Raw genomic sequence first — 16382 nt, forward strand, 5'->3', positions numbered from 1 at the left:
TACGTCAACCCTGCGACACATTGGCCGACGAGCGGCGCAGGCGATCACCTGTCGGCCCGGTCGTCGCGCTCGTGAGAATCCGGTGCGGCCCCACCGCCACGCACCCACTCGTCGATCTCGCTGGTCTGGAACTTCCAGAGTCGGCCGACACGGTGAGCAGGCATCTTCTTGTCGGCGATCCAGTCGTAGACGGTGTCTTTTGTGATGCCAAGGTGAGCGGCGATCTCCTCAGCAGACAGCCAGGGCTCAGCCACGTCAGGACACCTCCGGGGATCGGGTGCGCGGACCACGCACAACCTTCATCCTATCGACTGTGAGACCCTGTGGGTACCCGTGACGCACGGTGTCACCCGGCAAAACCCGCAAACGCCTCTCCTGCTTCACCGCTGACGGGGTGACAATCGATCACGGAGCCCGCGCCTCCTGTGGAGGCCCAAGCACAAAGAGCTGCGCGATCAGAATGCCCGGCTCAAGCGGCTACTCGCCGATGCCGACCGGGAAAGGGCGCGTGACCCGCGGTCGGGACCCAGTCACACATTGCTCCCCCCTTGTTTCATCGCCTCCTCAACCCCTTCGGTTTCCCACTGCCCATAGCTTGTCTGTGAGCCCTTAACCTGCCAGTCCTTGCGGCCATTGGCGGCGCGGCCGGCGACGATGGCCGCCGCCGCGCTCGGACTAGCAAACACGTGGTTGCGAGTGAAGCGCATCGTTGGGCCATCGGGCACGAGCGTGCCATCGTGCTCCAACTTCTCCCGCAGGCCCACGTAGCTGTGGCTCTCGTCACCGATCCAAGCCAGTCGCGCGCAGGAACCTTCGATCACTGTGAACTCGCCATCGACCTCCTGCGCGGTCGCGGTGATGCCCAACTTCTTAACCGCCATCTCGAACAGCGGCGAATCCTTTCGGGTTTCGGTAGTTTCGGTGTTTGATCCCACTGAAGTCGCTCGTGGCGACCGAAAGAGATTCACCCCGAGGACTGGCAGCACGATCTTGGCCTGCTGGATGAAGTACTCCATGTCCGACACGTCGGCCTCGGGCAAGGCGATCGGTGGTGGTGTGGTGCCGTTGGTGAGCCGAGCTCGATTGGCCTGTACGGCGAGCGTGATGAACCGGCTCTCCAGGTACCGAGCATGCGCCTTCGTCAGGTTCGTATCTTTACTGGTCAGCACGATGGCTCGATCCCAGAAGTCTTTGCCGTTCCGGTCTTCCGGGCGAGCGTGCTGATACAGGCGCTTGCTGACGTCGTCGCCTTCGCCGATGTAGGCCATCTGCCCGCCAAGACTGTTCGGATCATCGCCGAGCAGAATGTAGATGCCAGTGCGTGTCGCCTCGGGGCGCTTCAACAGTGCCGCGAGGTCCGAACGCGGAGCAGCCACGACGTGACCGGTCCAGTTCATGATCTCGGCCGTGAGTAGCCCACCAGGTGTGCCGTCAGCCAGGAACAGCCGGACCGATTTGCCGCTACTCACGAGGCCGCCTCCACGGGTAGACGAGGAACTGCTGAAGCATGTCGGTTAGCGGGAACTCGGTGTGGATTAGCTTGCGCTTTTCCTCGGCATTGGTGACCCGTGGGACGGCGCTGGTGCGATCGAACTCCGCAGTGGCGGTGGCGAATTCCATGATGGCGACCATATCCCTAGCGTCGGCTGCCCCGCTTGCAAACTAGTTGGTCCCTGCCGTGTGGATCGCGTCTATCCACGCGTTCACCTCGGTAACGGCGTCATCGAGCGAGAGCTGGATCCCGCCGGACATGGCAGCTTTCGCGAAGTCGCTAAGCTAGTGCGGATACGTCGCAATAGTTGGCGGCCAAGAGCGAGGTGGGCGCCCGAGATGGCGAGCTTCGTGGGCACGGGCCTCGAACACGGCCGTTCACGCTGTTTGGATCTCCGAAAGCGTCGGCCTCCCAATGCCAGCTGCGAGGTCTCGGATGAGAAGCAGGCCGACGATGTCACGGGGCGATCGTTTGACCGAGAACGGTGGTTCGATCGCCTCGAAGTCGTCGCCGTGGGGTTCCCCCGAAAAAGTGGACGGGGTTAGCTTGCTTGCGCGGCCGTCTTGAGGGGCAACTCGTAATCGATGGGTGAACGCATCCCGATCGATGAGTGACGCCGCCGATGATTGTAGAACACCATCCAATTGTCAACCGCGGCAACAAGTGCAGCCTTCGCAGCGAAGCTGTGCCGGTAATAGCATTCGTGTTTGAACGTTGACCACAGCGATTCGGAGCCAGCGTTGTCCCAGCAGATCCCGGTCGCGCCCATCGACCGCAGCAGCCGATGCCCGGCGCAAGCCTGCGCGGTCGCCAACGCGGTGTACTGAGTTCCTCGGTCGGACTGCAAGATCACACCCCGAACCCGACCACCACGCACGAAGACCGCGTCATCGACCGCGCCGATCACCAGTTCGGCACGCATGTGATCAGCGACGCGCCATCCCAGCACCCGCCGGGAATGTTCATCGCGGATCGCGCAGAGAAACATGTCACCCTCACCGCAGGTCAGGTAGGTGATATCTGAGGACCAGACCAAGTCCGGTCGGCCGCGATCGAAGCGGCGCCCGACCAGATCAGGTGGGAACACCGCCGCCGGATCGGTAACGGTGGTGGTCTTGAACGTGCGTGGACTGATCCCTTCGATTCCGAGGTCGACCATGATCGCGGCGACGGTATTGGCCGAGACGGCTTCACCTTCAGCACGCAGGTCAGCCGTGATCCGCGGCGATCCATAGGTGCGGTTGGACGCGCGATGGTGGGCGAGGATCTTCACCTCCAGGTCGCGCCGACGCTGGACCCGTGGCGAGACCTCCAGTGCTGAGCGGACCTGCAGATGTCGGTAGTAGCCCGAAATCGAAACGTCGAGTAGCTCGGCCATCCTGGTCACGTCGTGGTCGGCGCACTCTGTGGCCATGAGCTCGAACCTGCTCACTTTGGATGCTTTGCCGCAAAGTACGCCGACGCTTTTTCCAGGAACGCGATGTCCTTGGCCTGCTCGGCGACCTTGGCCCGCAACCGCACCAACTCGGCCTGCTCCTCAGAGGAAAGCTCTTGTCCGACAGCGCTATCCGGGCCGCGTGCTGCGGCTTGGCCCGCAGCGTTCATGCGGCGGCGTTCCTCACGCACCCATTTATGGAGCAGGTTCTCGTGGACATCGAGTTCGCGGGCGATGTCGCGGACCGGCCGCCCGGAATCGATGACCCGGTGCGCGGCTTCGACCCGGTACTCGGGTGAATACGATCGACGCGGACGAGACATGGTGAACATCCTTCCAGGGACCGATGGTCCCGCTATCTCGGATGTCCACTACTTCAGGGGAACCTCATTCTGGATGGTTCATCGGGAGTCTCTGCGGTCTGGCCGCGCTGATACAACAAGGTGCTCAGTGGTCGGTGATGTAGGCCAGCCATGCGTAGTCACGGGCGCGGGTGATCGCGACAAGTTTCTGCCGCGCGGCCAGCTCCGCGCGATCGCGGGTGGCACCGCGCACGGTCGCGAATGTCGCTGGCTCAGTGGTGATGTGGAAAACGGCGGCGAAGTCCATACCCTTGGCGCGGTGTACGGTGCCGACCTTGATCTCCTTCAGTTGTGTGCCGTCGTAATCATCGAGAGGCATTGTCGGTAGTCCTGCTGCCTGCAGGACATCGCGCAGGTGCTTGGCATCTTTGCGAGTGTCGACGATGACCGCGATGTCGCCTGTGGGGACGCCGCACTCTACGACGGCCCGCAGGAAGGCGGCGTCGATTTCGCGGCGGCGTAGATGCAGCTCCACGGCGTGGCCGTCGGGCAGAGTTCCGTCGCTCTCGCGCAGGATGAATCCGCGGCCGCCGTCGAGGTCGTCGACGGTGTTGCCTGCCTGGAACTTTTTGGCCAGATCCAATACGGCGGCACGGTTTCGGTAGTTCGTTCGCAGCACGCGGCCGCGGCCACCCGCCAGGGGGATCCCGGCGTCGGACAACCGCCAGCCGCCGGGATAGACCTGTTGCTGACCATCGCCGACCAGGAGCAGCTGGTCGGAGGCTGTGCCGCCGGCGATCTGATGGACCAATCGCAGTTCCATCAGGGTGCAGTCCTGGACTTCGTCGACGACGACCATCGAGAAGCGTTCGCTGTCATCGAGCGGCCGCTGCCGGATTTCATCGACGGCCAGGGCAATGATGTCGTTGAAGTCGTGTACCTGACGTTTCCGTAGCCGGGATTGGTAAGGGAGGTAGAGATTTTGCCAGATATATGCCCGCTGGCGGCCGTCGAGGCGGACGCCGTCGCGTCCGGATCGTGCGATGGCCTTGTACTCGTCCAGGGAGATCAGGCCGCGTCCCTTGATGACTCGCTTGATCTCGTCGGCCCAGTAGTTGTGGTCGGTGCCTTCGTAGCCGTCGAGTTTGTGACGGACACCGATCCACGCGCGCGCCATCGCGTCGTCGGCCGCCTCTACCCCCAGGTCGAAGACGACTTCGCGGGAATTGAGGAAGGCGGTGGTCCACGCGTGGAGACCGAGGAAGGTTGCCCGGTCGGCGACTACCGGGGCGATCCGGGCGAAGCTGACCTGGTGGTAGGTGGGCAGGGTACGCACGAAGCTCGTGAACAGCAAGCGCCCCGGGTTGCGCTTGGCGAAATGCGCCATCCGGTGCAACGCCACCACGGATTTGCCGGTTCCGGCAGGGCCACTGAAGCGCGCCGGGCCGGTGAACTTCGCGTGGACGAGCGCGAGCTGGTCGGGGTCGAGGAAGGTGACCCAGTCGCGAAACTGGCGCGCCAGGGAGCTGGACCGGGAGTCCTCGTCGAGGTCTGCGCGATCGAAGAGACCTTCGGTGGATACCGGATCCGGTGTCGGCGCGTCGTCGGTACAGATCCAGGTGCTCGTGCCTATCCGTGCCGCGACAGCGGCGGCAATGGCGTCGGCCCGATGGCGGGTCAGGAGCCGGTCGCGTGCCAACACGGTGTCGCGGACTGTGGATTCGTCTGCGGTGACGAACGAATCGTGGGCCTCGGTGGTGATTCGATGCGGCATGAGCAGCATCACCTCGAGGGTATGCGGGACGAACTGCCCGCGTTCGACTAGCAGGCTGGCGAAGAGCTCCTCGGCGGCGCGGCGGATCTCGCGCAGAATCTGGGCGGTCGGCACGGTATCGGCGAAGACCAGAACGAATACGCCGGTTCGGCCGATCGCGACAGCTGCCGACCGGTCCGGGCGGGGTGTTGCCGGATCGAGCAGCAGATGCCAGCCCTGTTCGATCAAGATGACCGAGAGGAAGCGGCGCTGTGAGGCGGTGAGTTGTGGGTGCGCGGCGAGCTGCTCGGCAGCCCAGTCGGCACGGCGTTGCCTGCTGATGTCGGACATGATTCCCCCGATTCGGTGCGCGACACAGTGTGTAATGCCTTGTCTGCCAACATAGTTGATCGTCCGGCCAGATCGCAGGGCTTCGAGTGGCGTGAGGCGCGCCGCGCATGACGAAAGTGGTGACCCGAGCGGGACCACCGTGTTGCGGTCGGATCAACCGAAGTGTCAGACGTGGCGCAAGACTTCGATGAGACCCTCCGAAACGACGCTGAGCAAGATCAACAAGTTCCGGGCGCTACAGGACGACTTCGCTGCTCGCGCGCGGGGAGTAGGCAAGGGGATCTTGATTCCGGGTTCCGAGCTGTGCTGTTCGAGCTGCCGTACGGCCATCGATTCCTGCAGCTGCTGACGGTGCCGTGACAGGGCGTGGTAGCAAGACTGCCATCTACAACCATGCGCTGAGATATCCGCGCACGTTCGGCGTCAACTCACGTAGGTGTGTCCAGGGCAGGATCTGCTGGTATTGCAGTCTTCCCACGATGAGACCCGGATGAACGCCCATTTCTGACGCACGTTGGACAACGGCTCGTTTGGAAATCGGCGGCATCAGCTTGATCTTTTCCGGCAGGGCCCAACGCATCGCAAGGCGGTCCGCGTCGCGTTCTGCTTGATTTTCCGTGGCCGCACATACATCAGAGTCCAATGTGATGCCTTCGGCCAAATGATCGAGATGTAGGTGCGCGAGTTCGTGGAGAAGCGTGAATACCACGCTGTCGATGCGCTGTGTACGACCCGAAACGCCGATCACTGGCATGCCCGAGTCGTCGAGGTAGGCGCCACCGTCTATCTTTCCCGATTTGAACGGCTGAACGTAGAGCAAGCGAATGCCGAATTGCGCAAATAGCTCCGGCAATCGGGACAAGCTGGCCGGATCCTGCGCTCGCCGGACCACCTCCGAAGCGAGCGCGGAAACATCACCAAGGTCAGGCAGTGGGGAGGTTCGGCGCTGCGCCTCTCGGCGCACACACGCGATCCATGCCAGTTGTGGTGGTGAGATCGGTGCAGTTTCCTCGGAACGGCGTGCGGCGAGCCTGATGGGTGGCGGGGCGTCGAGGTCTGTCACCTGGAGGAGGTCGAGGATCGCAGCTTCCTCTGCGTCGAGGTCGGCCCCGGCTGGGATGATTCCTCGTCTGCGCAACTCGGGCATCGGGACCAGCTTGGCGAGGCGGGCGCGGCGCGAAACCGCCGTTGTGCGCATCTGGTTCGGGATCCTTGACAGCTGCCACAGTCGATAGGTGTTCTGGAGTCGGAGCCAGGTGCTTGCCTCGGTGTCGGTCGCGGCGGCGATCTCGAGTGCGGTTTCCGCGGTGATCTCTTTGTGTCCGTTGAGGATCTCGGAGATCGCCTGCTGGGGGCGTCCGACAATCTGCGCAAACTCGGAAACGGTCCAGCCCCGAGCTTCGATTTCGTCCCGGAGGTAATCACCCGCAGGAAATGCCTGCGCAGGTAGCCCTCTGTATTCGTTCATGGTTTCAGGCCTCCCCTCGCGGCGGATCAGTGGTAGTCGCACAGTTCGAGTATCAAAACTGTGCGTCCTATGTCATCAGTCTCGAACTGTAGGATCAGTCGCCATTTTCGCGTCAGCCTGATCGAGTACTGCCCCTGCCGATCGCCCTTCAGCTTCTCTAGATTCAACGAGCGAAAGTTTCGTAGCTCCATCTCGCTGGACGCAGCCTCGAGAAGTTGAACCTTCCTCCGGAAGGCTGTCACTGTCTCGGGGGCGAGCCCGTTGATTCGGAATGCCTCGCTTTCCCACAGGGAGCGAAGTTCGGCCTTCGCGAACTCGAGTCGCACTCCGCTCTCCCTCCATCACCCTACAGGTGATGGCCACTCTACAGGTGCAGTTTGCTGAGAAGAAATCGAATCTTGACCTCGACGGACTCGCCGTTCGACTGTTCGGCCGGCTCCGGCACTCCACGACGCTCCGTCGATGATGGATGCCATGAGTTCGGTTCATCCACAGACCGTCATGTGGGAAGCGCGACAAGGGATACCGACAGCTTCCTGTGGGAGTGTTTCAGGGTGTGAGTTGTGTGCTGATTGTGAAGAGTTCGCATCGGGTTGCGTGCTCTGCCAGCAAGGTACGCAGGTTGGGGGAGAGCTCGGTTTTTATGTGGGACAAGGCTTCCCAAGTTGGCAGATCGGCGTCGGTGAGGGTGGCTATCAGGGATTCGAGGTCGGGGATCGTGTCGAGAAGGGCGAACGATCGGGCGCGGTCGGAGGTGGGCTGGCGGAGGACGAGGTCCAGGAGGGTGGTGGGGGAGGCCGTGGTGCCAGCGTGGACGGCAGCGCGAAATTCGTCGTCGGTGAGAGTGGTGATGGCGGTGGCGAGGGTGTCGTGGGTTTCGGTGGGGAGGGTAGCGAGGAGGGGGAGGGCTTGGGGCCAGAGGTTGTGGGTGGCGGTGGCTCGGACGGCCGCGGTGAGGGTGTCGGGGCGGTGCATGACGGGGAGGGCGGCTAGGCGGGTGCGGGCGGCGTCGTCAAGGGAGAGGGCGACGGGGATGAGGTGCTCCCATTGAGATCCGGTGTGGGCCTGCTCGATCAGTCCGGTGAGGGCGTCGTTGGGTTCGGCAGACACTCGGGCGGCGACCGGGTGGAGTTGAGTGGGGGAGAGATGGGTGGCTAGGGGGAGTAGGGAGAGCCAGAGGTTTTGGGTTAGGGCTAGGTCGGCGATTTTGGTGAGGAGGGTGGGGTTTTGCATGGCTGGGCGTTGGGCCAGGCGTTGTAGGGGTTGCGGGGCCATGCCTGCTGCTACGGGGAGGAGGGTGTCCCAGGCGTCGACTTCTTCTACTGCGGCGAGTAGGCCGTCGATGACTTCGTCGTCTTGGGCGGCGACGACGTTGGCCAGGTTGGAGCGTTCGGTGGGGCCGAGGAGAGCGAGCAGGGTGATTGCTTTGGGCCACTCGTCTGCGTCGTGCGTCGCGCGGATGACGCCGGGGACGCGGTCGGTGACGATGGTGAGGAGGCGGTCGGCTGCTGAGGTTTCCTCGAGGTAGTAGCCGACCTGGAGGATGTCGAGGTCGGAGGCGTGGGGGAGGGCTGCGCGGAGGACTGAGTCTGGGACCGAGCCTGCGAGGTTGCCCATTGTCAGATAGTCGCCGCGGCTGATCAATTCGCTGGCTACGGCTGCTGCCATCGGGCCGGGGACCTGGGCGATCAGTTCGACGGCTCGGCGGGGGTCGAGGGTGAGAGTGCCGTCGGCTAGGAAACTGGGGGAGAGGGCGCTGGCGATGGCTACGGCGCGGGCTGGGTCAACGGAGCCGGCGAGCGCGGCGGCGAGAACGGGGCCGAAGGCAGCTTCGGTGATCTTGGCGGCGATGGTGGCGGGGACCAGTTTGGCGGCGGCGCCGACTCGCTGCATGCGGCGGGCTTCGCGGCGGGCGGCGAGATCGGTGATCTGGTCGCGGAATTCGCGGAGGGCCGTGGGTGGGAGGGTGGCGAGGAAGGCCAGTTCGGAGGGGTCGCGGTTGAGGACGCGGGCCAGTTTGGTGAGTTCGACGGTGGTGTGGTGGGTCGCGGTCACAGTCCTAGCACCTTCTTCACGGCGGGGCGGGCCAGGCGGGGGATGAGGCTCATGCCGGAGTCGAGGGCGTCGTCCAGGGCGGCCTTGCGGTGGTCGAGGGCTGCGCGGACGTAGTTGTCGAGGAGGGCCAGCTCGTCGGGGGTGAGGGTGGCGAAGTCGGGTGGTGGTGGGGCGCCGAGTGTTGTGATGAGTTGGCGCAGGGGATCCGACACGGACCGTCTCCTTCGATGCGATGTCCGGTAGTTCGTACTGCCGGTACGGTCAACGATACTGCCGGTACGAGGTACCTTCTGTAAAGAGCCCTCGGAGCGTGATGTGTTGGACGACCTGAGCGTACTGCTGGTACGTGTATCGTTCCCGACCGTGACTCGTGCCAGTCGACGACCTCCGCCGGTGAGCCGGGATGTCATCGTCGACGCCGCGATTCGGGTGCTCGATCGGGACGGGCCTTATCCGAGCATGGATGCTTTCGCGGTCGAGGCTGGAATCACGAAGCCGCGGCTGTATCGGCAGTTCACCGACAAAGGTGACCTCTATGCCGCCATCGGTGCACGATTCGCCGACTCGGCGTTCGCCGTGACAGGAACCGACCTGACCCTGCTGTTGCAGCCGCCCACCGCCGCCATTGATCGTGCGCTCGCCGACTATGCCGTCGGAATTCTTGCCCACCCCAACGTTTTCCGGTTCCTGACGCAGACGAGCGCCAACCGTGAGGGGGTGACGGGTCAGTACGACCTCGCCGGCGCGGTGGCGGGTCGCTTCGCGGAAAAAGCTCAGGCGGTGGCGGATTCGATTCCCCTTGATGCCGAGGGGATCGAATATCTGGCGCGGGCGATCGTCGGTGTGATGATCGTGCTGACCGACCTGTGGTTGAGCGACACGGAGCCGAATTCCGGTGAATTCGTGAGTAGGGTGCATGAATTGGTGTGGGGGATGATCGATGCGTTTCTGCGCGGGCGGGGGATCGCGGCGGATCCAGAGGTGCCGATCTTTGTCACCTTGGCGGCGTTGAACCCGGATACGGGCGAAGTCTGAGGCATCGGCGACCAAGGCTGAGCTGTATCCGACCCTGTCGGGGGACGCAGCCCGCCGCAGCCAACATCTCATGGCTTGCGGTTTCATACGAAACGGATCGACCACGACCAGGGCTCGACTATCGGGTGGACTGCCGCGGGTGAGGTTCGCTGGCGAACCTCACCCGCGCCAGACTTCGAGCGCAGGACGGGGTCATCCTGTCAGTCGTGAGGGCGGTATCGGAGTGCGAATGTTGCGCGGGCTTGCTGTTCCTGGAATAGGCCAGCTCGAGCACGTTTCCGTGGTCGGTTCACCGACTCAGCCCAGGCGGCGGATGTCGCCGCGGACTCGGTAGAAGCCGCCTCGGGCGGATTCGGAGACGGCGTCGACGACGTAGCGGGCGCCGGCGAGGCGGATGTCGCGGGGGAATTGGACGTTCCAGCCGGGGTCGTAGCCGGGGGAGATGACGTGGACGCGGAGGGAGTCGCCGTGTCGGAGGCATTCGACGATGACGCCGGTGCCGACGTCGGTGGTGAGTTCGAGGGTGGTGCTGGGGGCTACAGCAGAGAATTCGGGGGCTTTCACCGAGCGGGTGGTGGGGAGGACGCCCTGGTCGGCGTCGCGGATGGCGGATTCGCTGACGTCGAGGCAGGCCAGGGCGCCGGAGGTGGTGACCAGGTAGAGCTTTTCGTCGTGGTACTGCATGGAGTAGGCGGAGCCGCAGCCGGTGGCGAGTTTCCACAGGCGGGTGCCGGTGGCGTCGAAGCAGTAGACCGAGGAGTGGGAGTCGCCGGCGAAGACGTAGCGGCCGTCGGGGGAGGCGGCGCAGGAGAAGACGGCGGCGTCGCACTGGTAGGTGCGGGTGGCGGTGCCCTGCTTGGTGATCTCCTCGACCTGGTTGTGGGAGGTGCCCGCGTAGACGGTGTCGGATTCCTGCCAGCCGAACAGGACCGCGCCGCGGGTGGACGAATTCCACTGTGAGCGGCCGGTTTCCAGGTGGTACTTGGTGACGCCGGCGCTGTGGCCGTGGTAGACGCCGGTGGGGTCGACGCGGACCATCCAGCCGGAGTTGCCCTTGCTGCGCGCCGACCAGAGGGATTCCTCTTCGTGGTCGATGACGGTCAGGCCGCCCGCGGAGTCGGAGGCGGCGAGGATGCCGTCGTGGATGTCGAGCCAGTAGACGTCGTCGGCGGAGACGTCGTAGGCGGCGCGGGGGACCTTGCCGGACAGGTCGTAGACGCGGCCGTCGTCGCAGCCCGCGTAGATCCAGAAGTCGTCGGCGACGATGCATTTGACCGCGTCGGGCAGTCTGTAGCTGTTGGTGACGACGCCGGCGGGGGAGAGGGTGAAGACCTCGCCGTCCTCGTTGCCGACCCAGCAGCGCTGCTCGTCGACGAAGATGCCGAAGGCGGCGGCGCCGGAATCGAAACGCCACAGCACGGGGGCCGACTTGGCGGTGGAGCGCTGGCTGGTGATGCTGCGGCGGGTGACGGTGCGGCGTTCGCGTGCGCCCATGACGGCGGCGGCGTAGCCCTTGCGCACCTTTTCGCCGATCTTCTTCTGCGCGGCCGACTTCGCCTTGTCCTCGGTGGCGAAGGAGCTCGCTTTGGACGTTCCCTGCTCGCCGATGCGGCCGTAGCGGATATTGACGTTCGTTCCGGTGACGACTACCTCGTAGAACTTGTGCGAGGAGCCCGCGTCGTCGGACAGTTCGAGATAGGTGGTTTCGGCGGTCATGCGTCCTCGCTGAGCTCGTGGAGATCGAATGCACGAAAAGTAGCAAGGGGCACCGACATCGGCGCGGCGCTCGTCTGCGGTGGGGAATCCGGCCGACGGAGGGTAGACGAATGTGAGCCGACCGCACTGGGGCCGCCTGCGCGGTGAACAAGCTGATCGGGCGCGTCGGCAGCTCGACCCCGACTGCGCACAAGCCGCCTGGATAGTGGGATCGCGGCGATGACCGATGGGTTCGTGGGAGGCGATGGATCCCGATCCTTGTTATGTCGACGAGTCGAGCCGGTGACATGAGCGACAGTTGAAGCGCCTTGCGTCGCGACAGGCCGTCTTGATAACGACACGCGGCGAAAGGATTGCGAGATCGCTTCGGGTGATAGATGCTGGTCCGACTGTGTAGTGTGCGTCTGGGCGTGACATTTCCGCGACCGTTTCGTAATCTTACAGTGACCTGTTCTCGACAACGACTGGTGATCTACATCGTGACTGCTTCGCATCGCAAAACGTCGGCTCCCAAGAGCCGCATGCCGCTGGCCGTATGCAGTCTCGCGGCAACCATTCCCGGCATGTTGATGATGGTGATGCGGCCGGGTGGGGCGGAGGTCGAGGCAGTGGCTTCGGTCGAACCGCTGTCGACTTCGGCCATCGAACTCGACCCGATCGCTGCCGCGCCGATGCACGATGCGCCGCAGCCGGGGCCGATTGTCAGGGCCGATGACGAACTGGCCGCATTGTCGGCGCTGAAGGTGAAGGTTTTGTGCGGGACGGAGTTCAACGGGACTCTGCCGCATGTGGCGCAGGTCGGTCACCTGCTGCAGAAGATGTTCGGAGTCTCGGATATCGGTGGTGCACACGGTCGTTATGACGGCGACCACGGCGCGGGACAAGCGCTCGATGTGATGACGGGCAACCTTGCTCTGGGTAACACCATCGCGGATTTCGTCCTGGCCAACAAGGCGCGCTTCGGTGTCACCTATGTGATCTGGCAGCAGCGATACAACGACGGTAACGGCTGGTCCTACATGGAGGATCGCGGCAGCCCGACGCAGAATCACTATGACCATGTGCATATTTCGTTCCAGTCGTCAGGCGCGGCCAACATCGCCTGCTGATATCAGCTCGCGGTCGGCCTGGGGACGAGTCGCCGCCCACTGAGCAAAATTGGAACGTGTTCTAGCAATACTGCCCATTCGTGCGGACCATCCTCATACGGTGTGAGGGGTTCGATTCGACGAAGGAGTATGCGGACATGGGACGGTTGGCCGGCAAGGTTGCGGTGATCAGTGGTGGGGCTCGGGGGATGGGGGCGGCGCATGCTCGGCGGTTTGTCGCCGAGGGGGCGTCGGTGGTGATCGGGGACGTTCTCGACGACGAAGGCGCCGCGGTGGCAAAGGAACTCGGGGATGCGGTGGTGTATCGGCATCTCGATGTTCGTGAGCCGGAGCAGTGGGCGGGGGCTGTGGCGGCGGCGGTCGAGGAGTTCGGTGGGCTGCATGTGCTGGTGAACAATGCGGGGATCGTCAATGGGAATCTGTTGGTGGACTTCGCGTTGGACGAGTGGCAGCGGATTATCGATATCAATCTGACCGGGACGTTTCTCGGGATGCAGGCGGCTGTTCCGGCGATGAAAGCCGCTGGTGGCGGGTCGATTGTGAACATCTCCTCGGTGGAGGGGATGCGGGGTAGTCCGGGTCTGCACGGATACACGGCGACAAAATTCGCGGTGCGTGGGCTCACCAAGTCGGCGGCACTCGAGCTCGCGCCGCAGGGGATTCGGGTGAATTCGGTGCATCCGGGACTGATTTCCACGCCGATGACCGAGGGGATTCCCGCGGACTTCCTGCAGATTCCGCTCGCGCGGGCGGCCGAGCCGGATGAGGTGTCGGCGCTGGTGGCGTATCTGGCGTCCGACGAGTCCTCGTATTCGACCGGCGCGGAGTTCGTGGTGGACGGTGGTCTTACCGTTGGTGTACCGCACAAAAGCTTCTGACCTGGCATGAAGCGCGTTTTGGGCGATCGACTCACCCGAACGGGTGATCTCGGCGCGCGAAAGCGAGGAAGATGGGGAGTATGGCCCCCAACAGTGCGAAATATCTGATCAGCAACGGCACCGACGACCGGGTGTCGCTTTTCGATGACGGGCGCGTGAAGGTTTGGTCGACCACCCACCTGTGGACCGAAGAAGGTCGCGAGCGGCACAACGCTCTCGGCGAGACTGTGCTGCTCGGAATCGGGCGCACGCTAGGTGAGCCCGGTCCCGTGGATCGGCGTCAGCAGTGTGATGCGGAGTTCGAGCTCGACCCCGAGAAGGGGCACACGGTGGCTGCCACCGTCGGCGCGGACAACGGGACCTTCGTGCAGTTCTTCCATGACGGCAAGATCGCTGTCGGCAACGACGGACGCGATGTGGCGACGGTGTTCAACGCCGGCCGGGAAACGACGTCGGCTCGCGGAACGACCGGGGTCGGTGGGTCGGTGATGGTCACCTTCGGTGGCAGTTACCGACCGAGGACCAAGCGCGAGAGTGACTTTCAGGTGGAATTGAGCGAGGCTACCGCCCCGCGGCCCAACCGGCTGTACAAGGACGAATTCCTTGTGAAGTAGATCCGGCGATCCGGGGCGACCGAGATGGTCGCCCCGGATCCGGGTTTGTCAGCCGTAGTAGCAGACGTAGTGCAGGGTGTCGACGACCTCGATGTCGAACGAGCTGTCGCCGGGGACCTTGAACGACTCGCCCGCACGATAGGTGATGGCCTCGGTCGTACCGGCCAACGTCACGTTGGCCTCACCCGCGACCAGCTCCATGATCTCCGGAGCGTTGGTGGAGAAGCTGAGCGACGACGGCTGGATCACGCCGACCGACACCGAGGCGCCATCGGGCAACTCGAGGCTGTAGCTGACGCATTTGCCGTCGAAGTAGACGTTGGCCTTCTTGCTGACGGAGACGTTCTCGAACTTCGACATGGGTCCTTCCGAGGGGGTGAGGGGACCCTTAGTCTAGGTCAGCTGCCGAAGCGGGCCAGGACCGAGCTGGCTTCCTGGGAGGCGGTGCCTTCCTTGGCGAGGTGGGCCATGGCTTCGGGGATCTCGCGGCCGTGGTGGGTCATCGCCTGGGCGTAGAGGCGGCCCGCGCGGTAGGAGGAGCGGACCAAGGGGCCTGCCATGACGCCGGCGAAGCCGAGTTCTTCGGCGACCCGGGAGTGCTCGACGAATTCCTCCGGCTTCACCCAGCGGTCGACCGGGTGGTGACGGGGGCTGGGGCGCAGGTACTGGGTGATGGTGAGGATGTCGCAGCCCGCTTCGTGGAGGTCGCGCATCGCCTCGGTGACCTCGTCGGGGGTTTCGCCCATGCCGAGGATGAGGTTGGACTTGGTGACCAGACCTGCCTCGCGGGCGGCGGTGAGCACGGCGAGGGAGCGCTCGTAGCGGAAGGCGGGGCGGATGCGCTTGAAGATGCGCGGCACCGTTTCCAGGTTGTGCGCGAGGACCTCGGGGCGCGACGAGAAGACCTCGGCGAGCTGCGCGGGGTCGGCGTTGAAGTCGGGGATGAGGAGTTCGACGCCGGTGGCGGGGTTGATCGCCTTGATGGCGCGCACGGTCTCGGCGTAGAGCCAGGCGCCGCCGTCGTCGAGGTCGTCGCGGGCGACGCCGGTGATGGTGGAGTAGCGCAGGCCCATCGACTGGACGCTCTCGGCGACGCGGCGGGGCTCGTCGCGGTCGAGGGCGGCGGGCTTGCCGGTGTCGATCTGGCAGAAATCGCAGCGGCGGGTGCACTGTTCACCGCCGATGAGGAAGGTGGCCTCGCGGTCTTCCCAGCATTCGAAGATGTTGGGGCAGCCCGCTTCTTCGCAGACCGTGTGCAGGCCCTCGGACTTCACCAGGCTCTTGAGCTCGGTGTATTCGGGGCCCATGGTGGCGCGGGTGCGAATCCACTTGGGTTTGCGCTCGATCGGGGTCTCCGCATTGCGCGCTTCGATGCGCAGCAGCTTGCGTCCGGCGGGGGCAGAGGCGTCTACGGAACTCACCGGACCGACTCTACGCTCGGGGCCTGCGCGTTCGCCGGTGCGGTGGTGCGATCAATGTCATGCGGCGAGACGGGAATTTCGCCGTCGAGCGCGGCAACAATCGCGGCGGCGACGAGAGGCTTGAGCTCGGCGACGGTGACTTCGCGGCCGAGTTCGCGGGTCAGGGTGGTGACGCCGGCGTCCTTGATGCCGCAGGGCACAATCGCCTGGAAGCCGTCGAGGGCGGAATTGCAGTTCAGGGAGATGCCGTGCAGGGCGACGCCGCGCTGCACGCGCACCCCGATCGCGGCGATCTTGCGCTCGGCGAGCAGTTCGGTGGCGGGCAGCCACACGCCGGAGCGGCCGTCGATGCGGCCGCAGGTGATGCCCAGACCGGTGACGACCTGGATCAGTGCCTCTTCCAGGCGCCGGACGTAGTGGACGACGTCGACGGGCTCGGCGAGGCGAATGATCGGGTAGCCGACCAGCTGGCCGGGTCCGTGCCAGGTGATCTTGCCGCCGCGGTCGACCTGCACCACCGGGCTGCCGTCGATCGGCAGATCCTCGGCCTCGGTGCGGCGGCCCGCGGTGTAGACCGACGGGTGCTCGAGCACGAACAGCCGATCGTCGCCTTCGCCTGCGGCGCGCTGATCGGCGGTCTGCCGTTGCAGCTCCCAGGCGGCGTGATAGTCGATGAGTCCGAGATCCTCGACCACGATCGGGGTCGAATCGAATCGAGCGGACGCGGTGGGGCGCGTGTCGTTCACCGTTCTG

The 16382-nt window shown here is 64.5% G+C and carries 18 protein-coding genes; 4 read left to right on the forward strand and 14 right to left on the reverse strand.

Annotated elements, in window-relative coordinates; translation table 11 throughout:
* Positions 1-44: 44 nt before the first annotated feature.
* From OHS03_RS03505 to OHS03_RS03550, 10 genes are all read right to left on the reverse strand, one after another.
* Complete coding sequence (locus OHS03_RS03505) at positions 45-254, reverse strand: helix-turn-helix domain-containing protein (RefSeq protein ID WP_328660734.1); 210 nt, start codon at positions 252-254, stop codon at positions 45-47.
* Between the two features lie 276 nt (positions 255-530).
* Entirely contained in the window at positions 531-1469 is a 939-nt protein-coding gene (locus tag OHS03_RS03510; RefSeq protein WP_328660736.1) for a GIY-YIG nuclease family protein, read from the reverse strand.
* The gene (locus OHS03_RS03515) at positions 1462-1620 is read right to left on the reverse strand and encodes a hypothetical protein (RefSeq protein ID WP_328660738.1); all 159 of its coding nucleotides are present in this window, start codon (positions 1618-1620) and stop codon (positions 1462-1464) included. Before OHS03_RS03515 ends, OHS03_RS03510 begins: the two co-directional genes overlap by 8 nt.
* 413 nt (positions 1621-2033) lie before the next feature.
* Positions 2034-2906 carry an IS3 family transposase gene (locus OHS03_RS03520; protein WP_328660740.1) on the reverse strand — a complete coding sequence of 291 codons (873 nt, stop codon included), beginning with the start codon at positions 2904-2906 and terminating at the stop codon, positions 2034-2036.
* 14 nt (positions 2907-2920) lie between these two features.
* Positions 2921-3250, reverse strand: coding sequence for a transposase (locus OHS03_RS03525; RefSeq protein WP_328660743.1), 330 nt, complete (start codon positions 3248-3250; stop codon positions 2921-2923).
* A gap of 124 nt (positions 3251-3374) precedes the next feature.
* Positions 3375-5333 (reverse strand): UvrD-helicase domain-containing protein, encoded by a 1959-nt coding sequence (locus OHS03_RS03530; RefSeq protein ID WP_328660745.1) that lies wholly within the window; start codon positions 5331-5333, stop codon positions 3375-3377.
* 385 nt (positions 5334-5718) lie between these two features.
* Positions 5719-6801, reverse strand: coding sequence for a HigA family addiction module antitoxin (locus OHS03_RS03535; protein WP_328660748.1), 1083 nt, complete (start codon positions 6799-6801; stop codon positions 5719-5721).
* Positions 6802-6827: 26 nt separating this feature from the next.
* Positions 6828-7127 carry a type II toxin-antitoxin system RelE/ParE family toxin gene (locus OHS03_RS03540; RefSeq protein ID WP_328660750.1) on the reverse strand — a complete coding sequence of 100 codons (300 nt, stop codon included), beginning with the start codon at positions 7125-7127 and terminating at the stop codon, positions 6828-6830.
* Positions 7128-7350: 223 nt separating this feature from the next.
* Positions 7351-8856, reverse strand: coding sequence for a hypothetical protein (locus tag OHS03_RS03545; protein WP_328660753.1), 1506 nt, complete (start codon positions 8854-8856; stop codon positions 7351-7353).
* Positions 8853-9068 (reverse strand): hypothetical protein, encoded by a 216-nt coding sequence (locus OHS03_RS03550; RefSeq protein WP_328660754.1) that lies wholly within the window; start codon positions 9066-9068, stop codon positions 8853-8855. Before OHS03_RS03550 ends, OHS03_RS03545 begins: the two co-directional genes overlap by 4 nt.
* 103 nt (positions 9069-9171) lie before the next feature.
* Between OHS03_RS03550 and OHS03_RS03555 the strand changes: the two genes are divergently transcribed.
* Positions 9172-9891 (forward strand): TetR/AcrR family transcriptional regulator, encoded by a 720-nt coding sequence (locus tag OHS03_RS03555; protein ID WP_328660757.1) that lies wholly within the window; start codon positions 9172-9174, stop codon positions 9889-9891.
* A gap of 297 nt (positions 9892-10188) precedes the next feature.
* Here the strand turns inward: OHS03_RS03555 and OHS03_RS03560 are convergent, their stop codons facing one another.
* Positions 10189-11607 carry a WGR domain-containing protein gene (locus OHS03_RS03560; RefSeq protein ID WP_328660759.1) on the reverse strand — a complete coding sequence of 473 codons (1419 nt, stop codon included), beginning with the start codon at positions 11605-11607 and terminating at the stop codon, positions 10189-10191.
* A 467-nt stretch (positions 11608-12074) separates the two neighbouring features.
* On the opposite strand from OHS03_RS03560, the gene OHS03_RS03565 reads away from it, so the two are divergent.
* The 3 genes from OHS03_RS03565 (at position 12075) to OHS03_RS03575 (ending at position 14208) form a co-directional block, all read left to right on the forward strand.
* On the forward strand, positions 12075-12716 hold the full coding sequence (locus OHS03_RS03565; RefSeq protein ID WP_328660761.1) for a VldE C-terminal domain-containing protein: 642 nt from the start codon (positions 12075-12077) through the stop codon (positions 12714-12716).
* 137 nt (positions 12717-12853) lie between these two features.
* Positions 12854-13594 carry a glucose 1-dehydrogenase gene (locus OHS03_RS03570; protein ID WP_056816690.1) on the forward strand — a complete coding sequence of 247 codons (741 nt, stop codon included), beginning with the start codon at positions 12854-12856 and terminating at the stop codon, positions 13592-13594.
* Between the two features lie 80 nt (positions 13595-13674).
* Positions 13675-14208: a hypothetical protein gene (locus OHS03_RS03575; RefSeq protein ID WP_062991977.1), complete on the forward strand. Its 534-nt coding sequence runs from the start codon at positions 13675-13677 to the stop codon at positions 14206-14208.
* A gap of 48 nt (positions 14209-14256) precedes the next feature.
* Here OHS03_RS03575 and ppnP read toward each other — a convergent pair whose 3' ends face one another.
* Genes ppnP through lipB form a run of 3 tightly spaced genes read right to left on the reverse strand, consistent with a single transcriptional unit; the run spans position 14257 to position 16375 of the window.
* Positions 14257-14568: a pyrimidine/purine nucleoside phosphorylase gene (gene ppnP, locus OHS03_RS03580; protein ID WP_328660762.1), complete on the reverse strand. Its 312-nt coding sequence runs from the start codon at positions 14566-14568 to the stop codon at positions 14257-14259.
* Positions 14569-14606: 38 nt separating this feature from the next.
* On the reverse strand, positions 14607-15629 hold the full coding sequence (lipA, locus tag OHS03_RS03585) for a lipoyl synthase (protein WP_328660764.1): 1023 nt from the start codon (positions 15627-15629) through the stop codon (positions 14607-14609).
* A complete protein-coding gene (lipB, locus tag OHS03_RS03590; protein ID WP_328660766.1) occupies positions 15626-16375 on the reverse strand; it encodes a lipoyl(octanoyl) transferase LipB in 750 nt (249 codons plus the stop codon). Before lipB ends, lipA begins: the two co-directional genes overlap by 4 nt.
* Positions 16376-16382 lie beyond the last annotated feature (7 nt).

Origin of the sequence: Nocardia salmonicida (genome assembly GCF_036142455.1) — a bacterium.
Taxonomy (GTDB): Bacteria; Actinomycetota; Actinomycetes; order Mycobacteriales; family Mycobacteriaceae; genus Nocardia; species Nocardia salmonicida.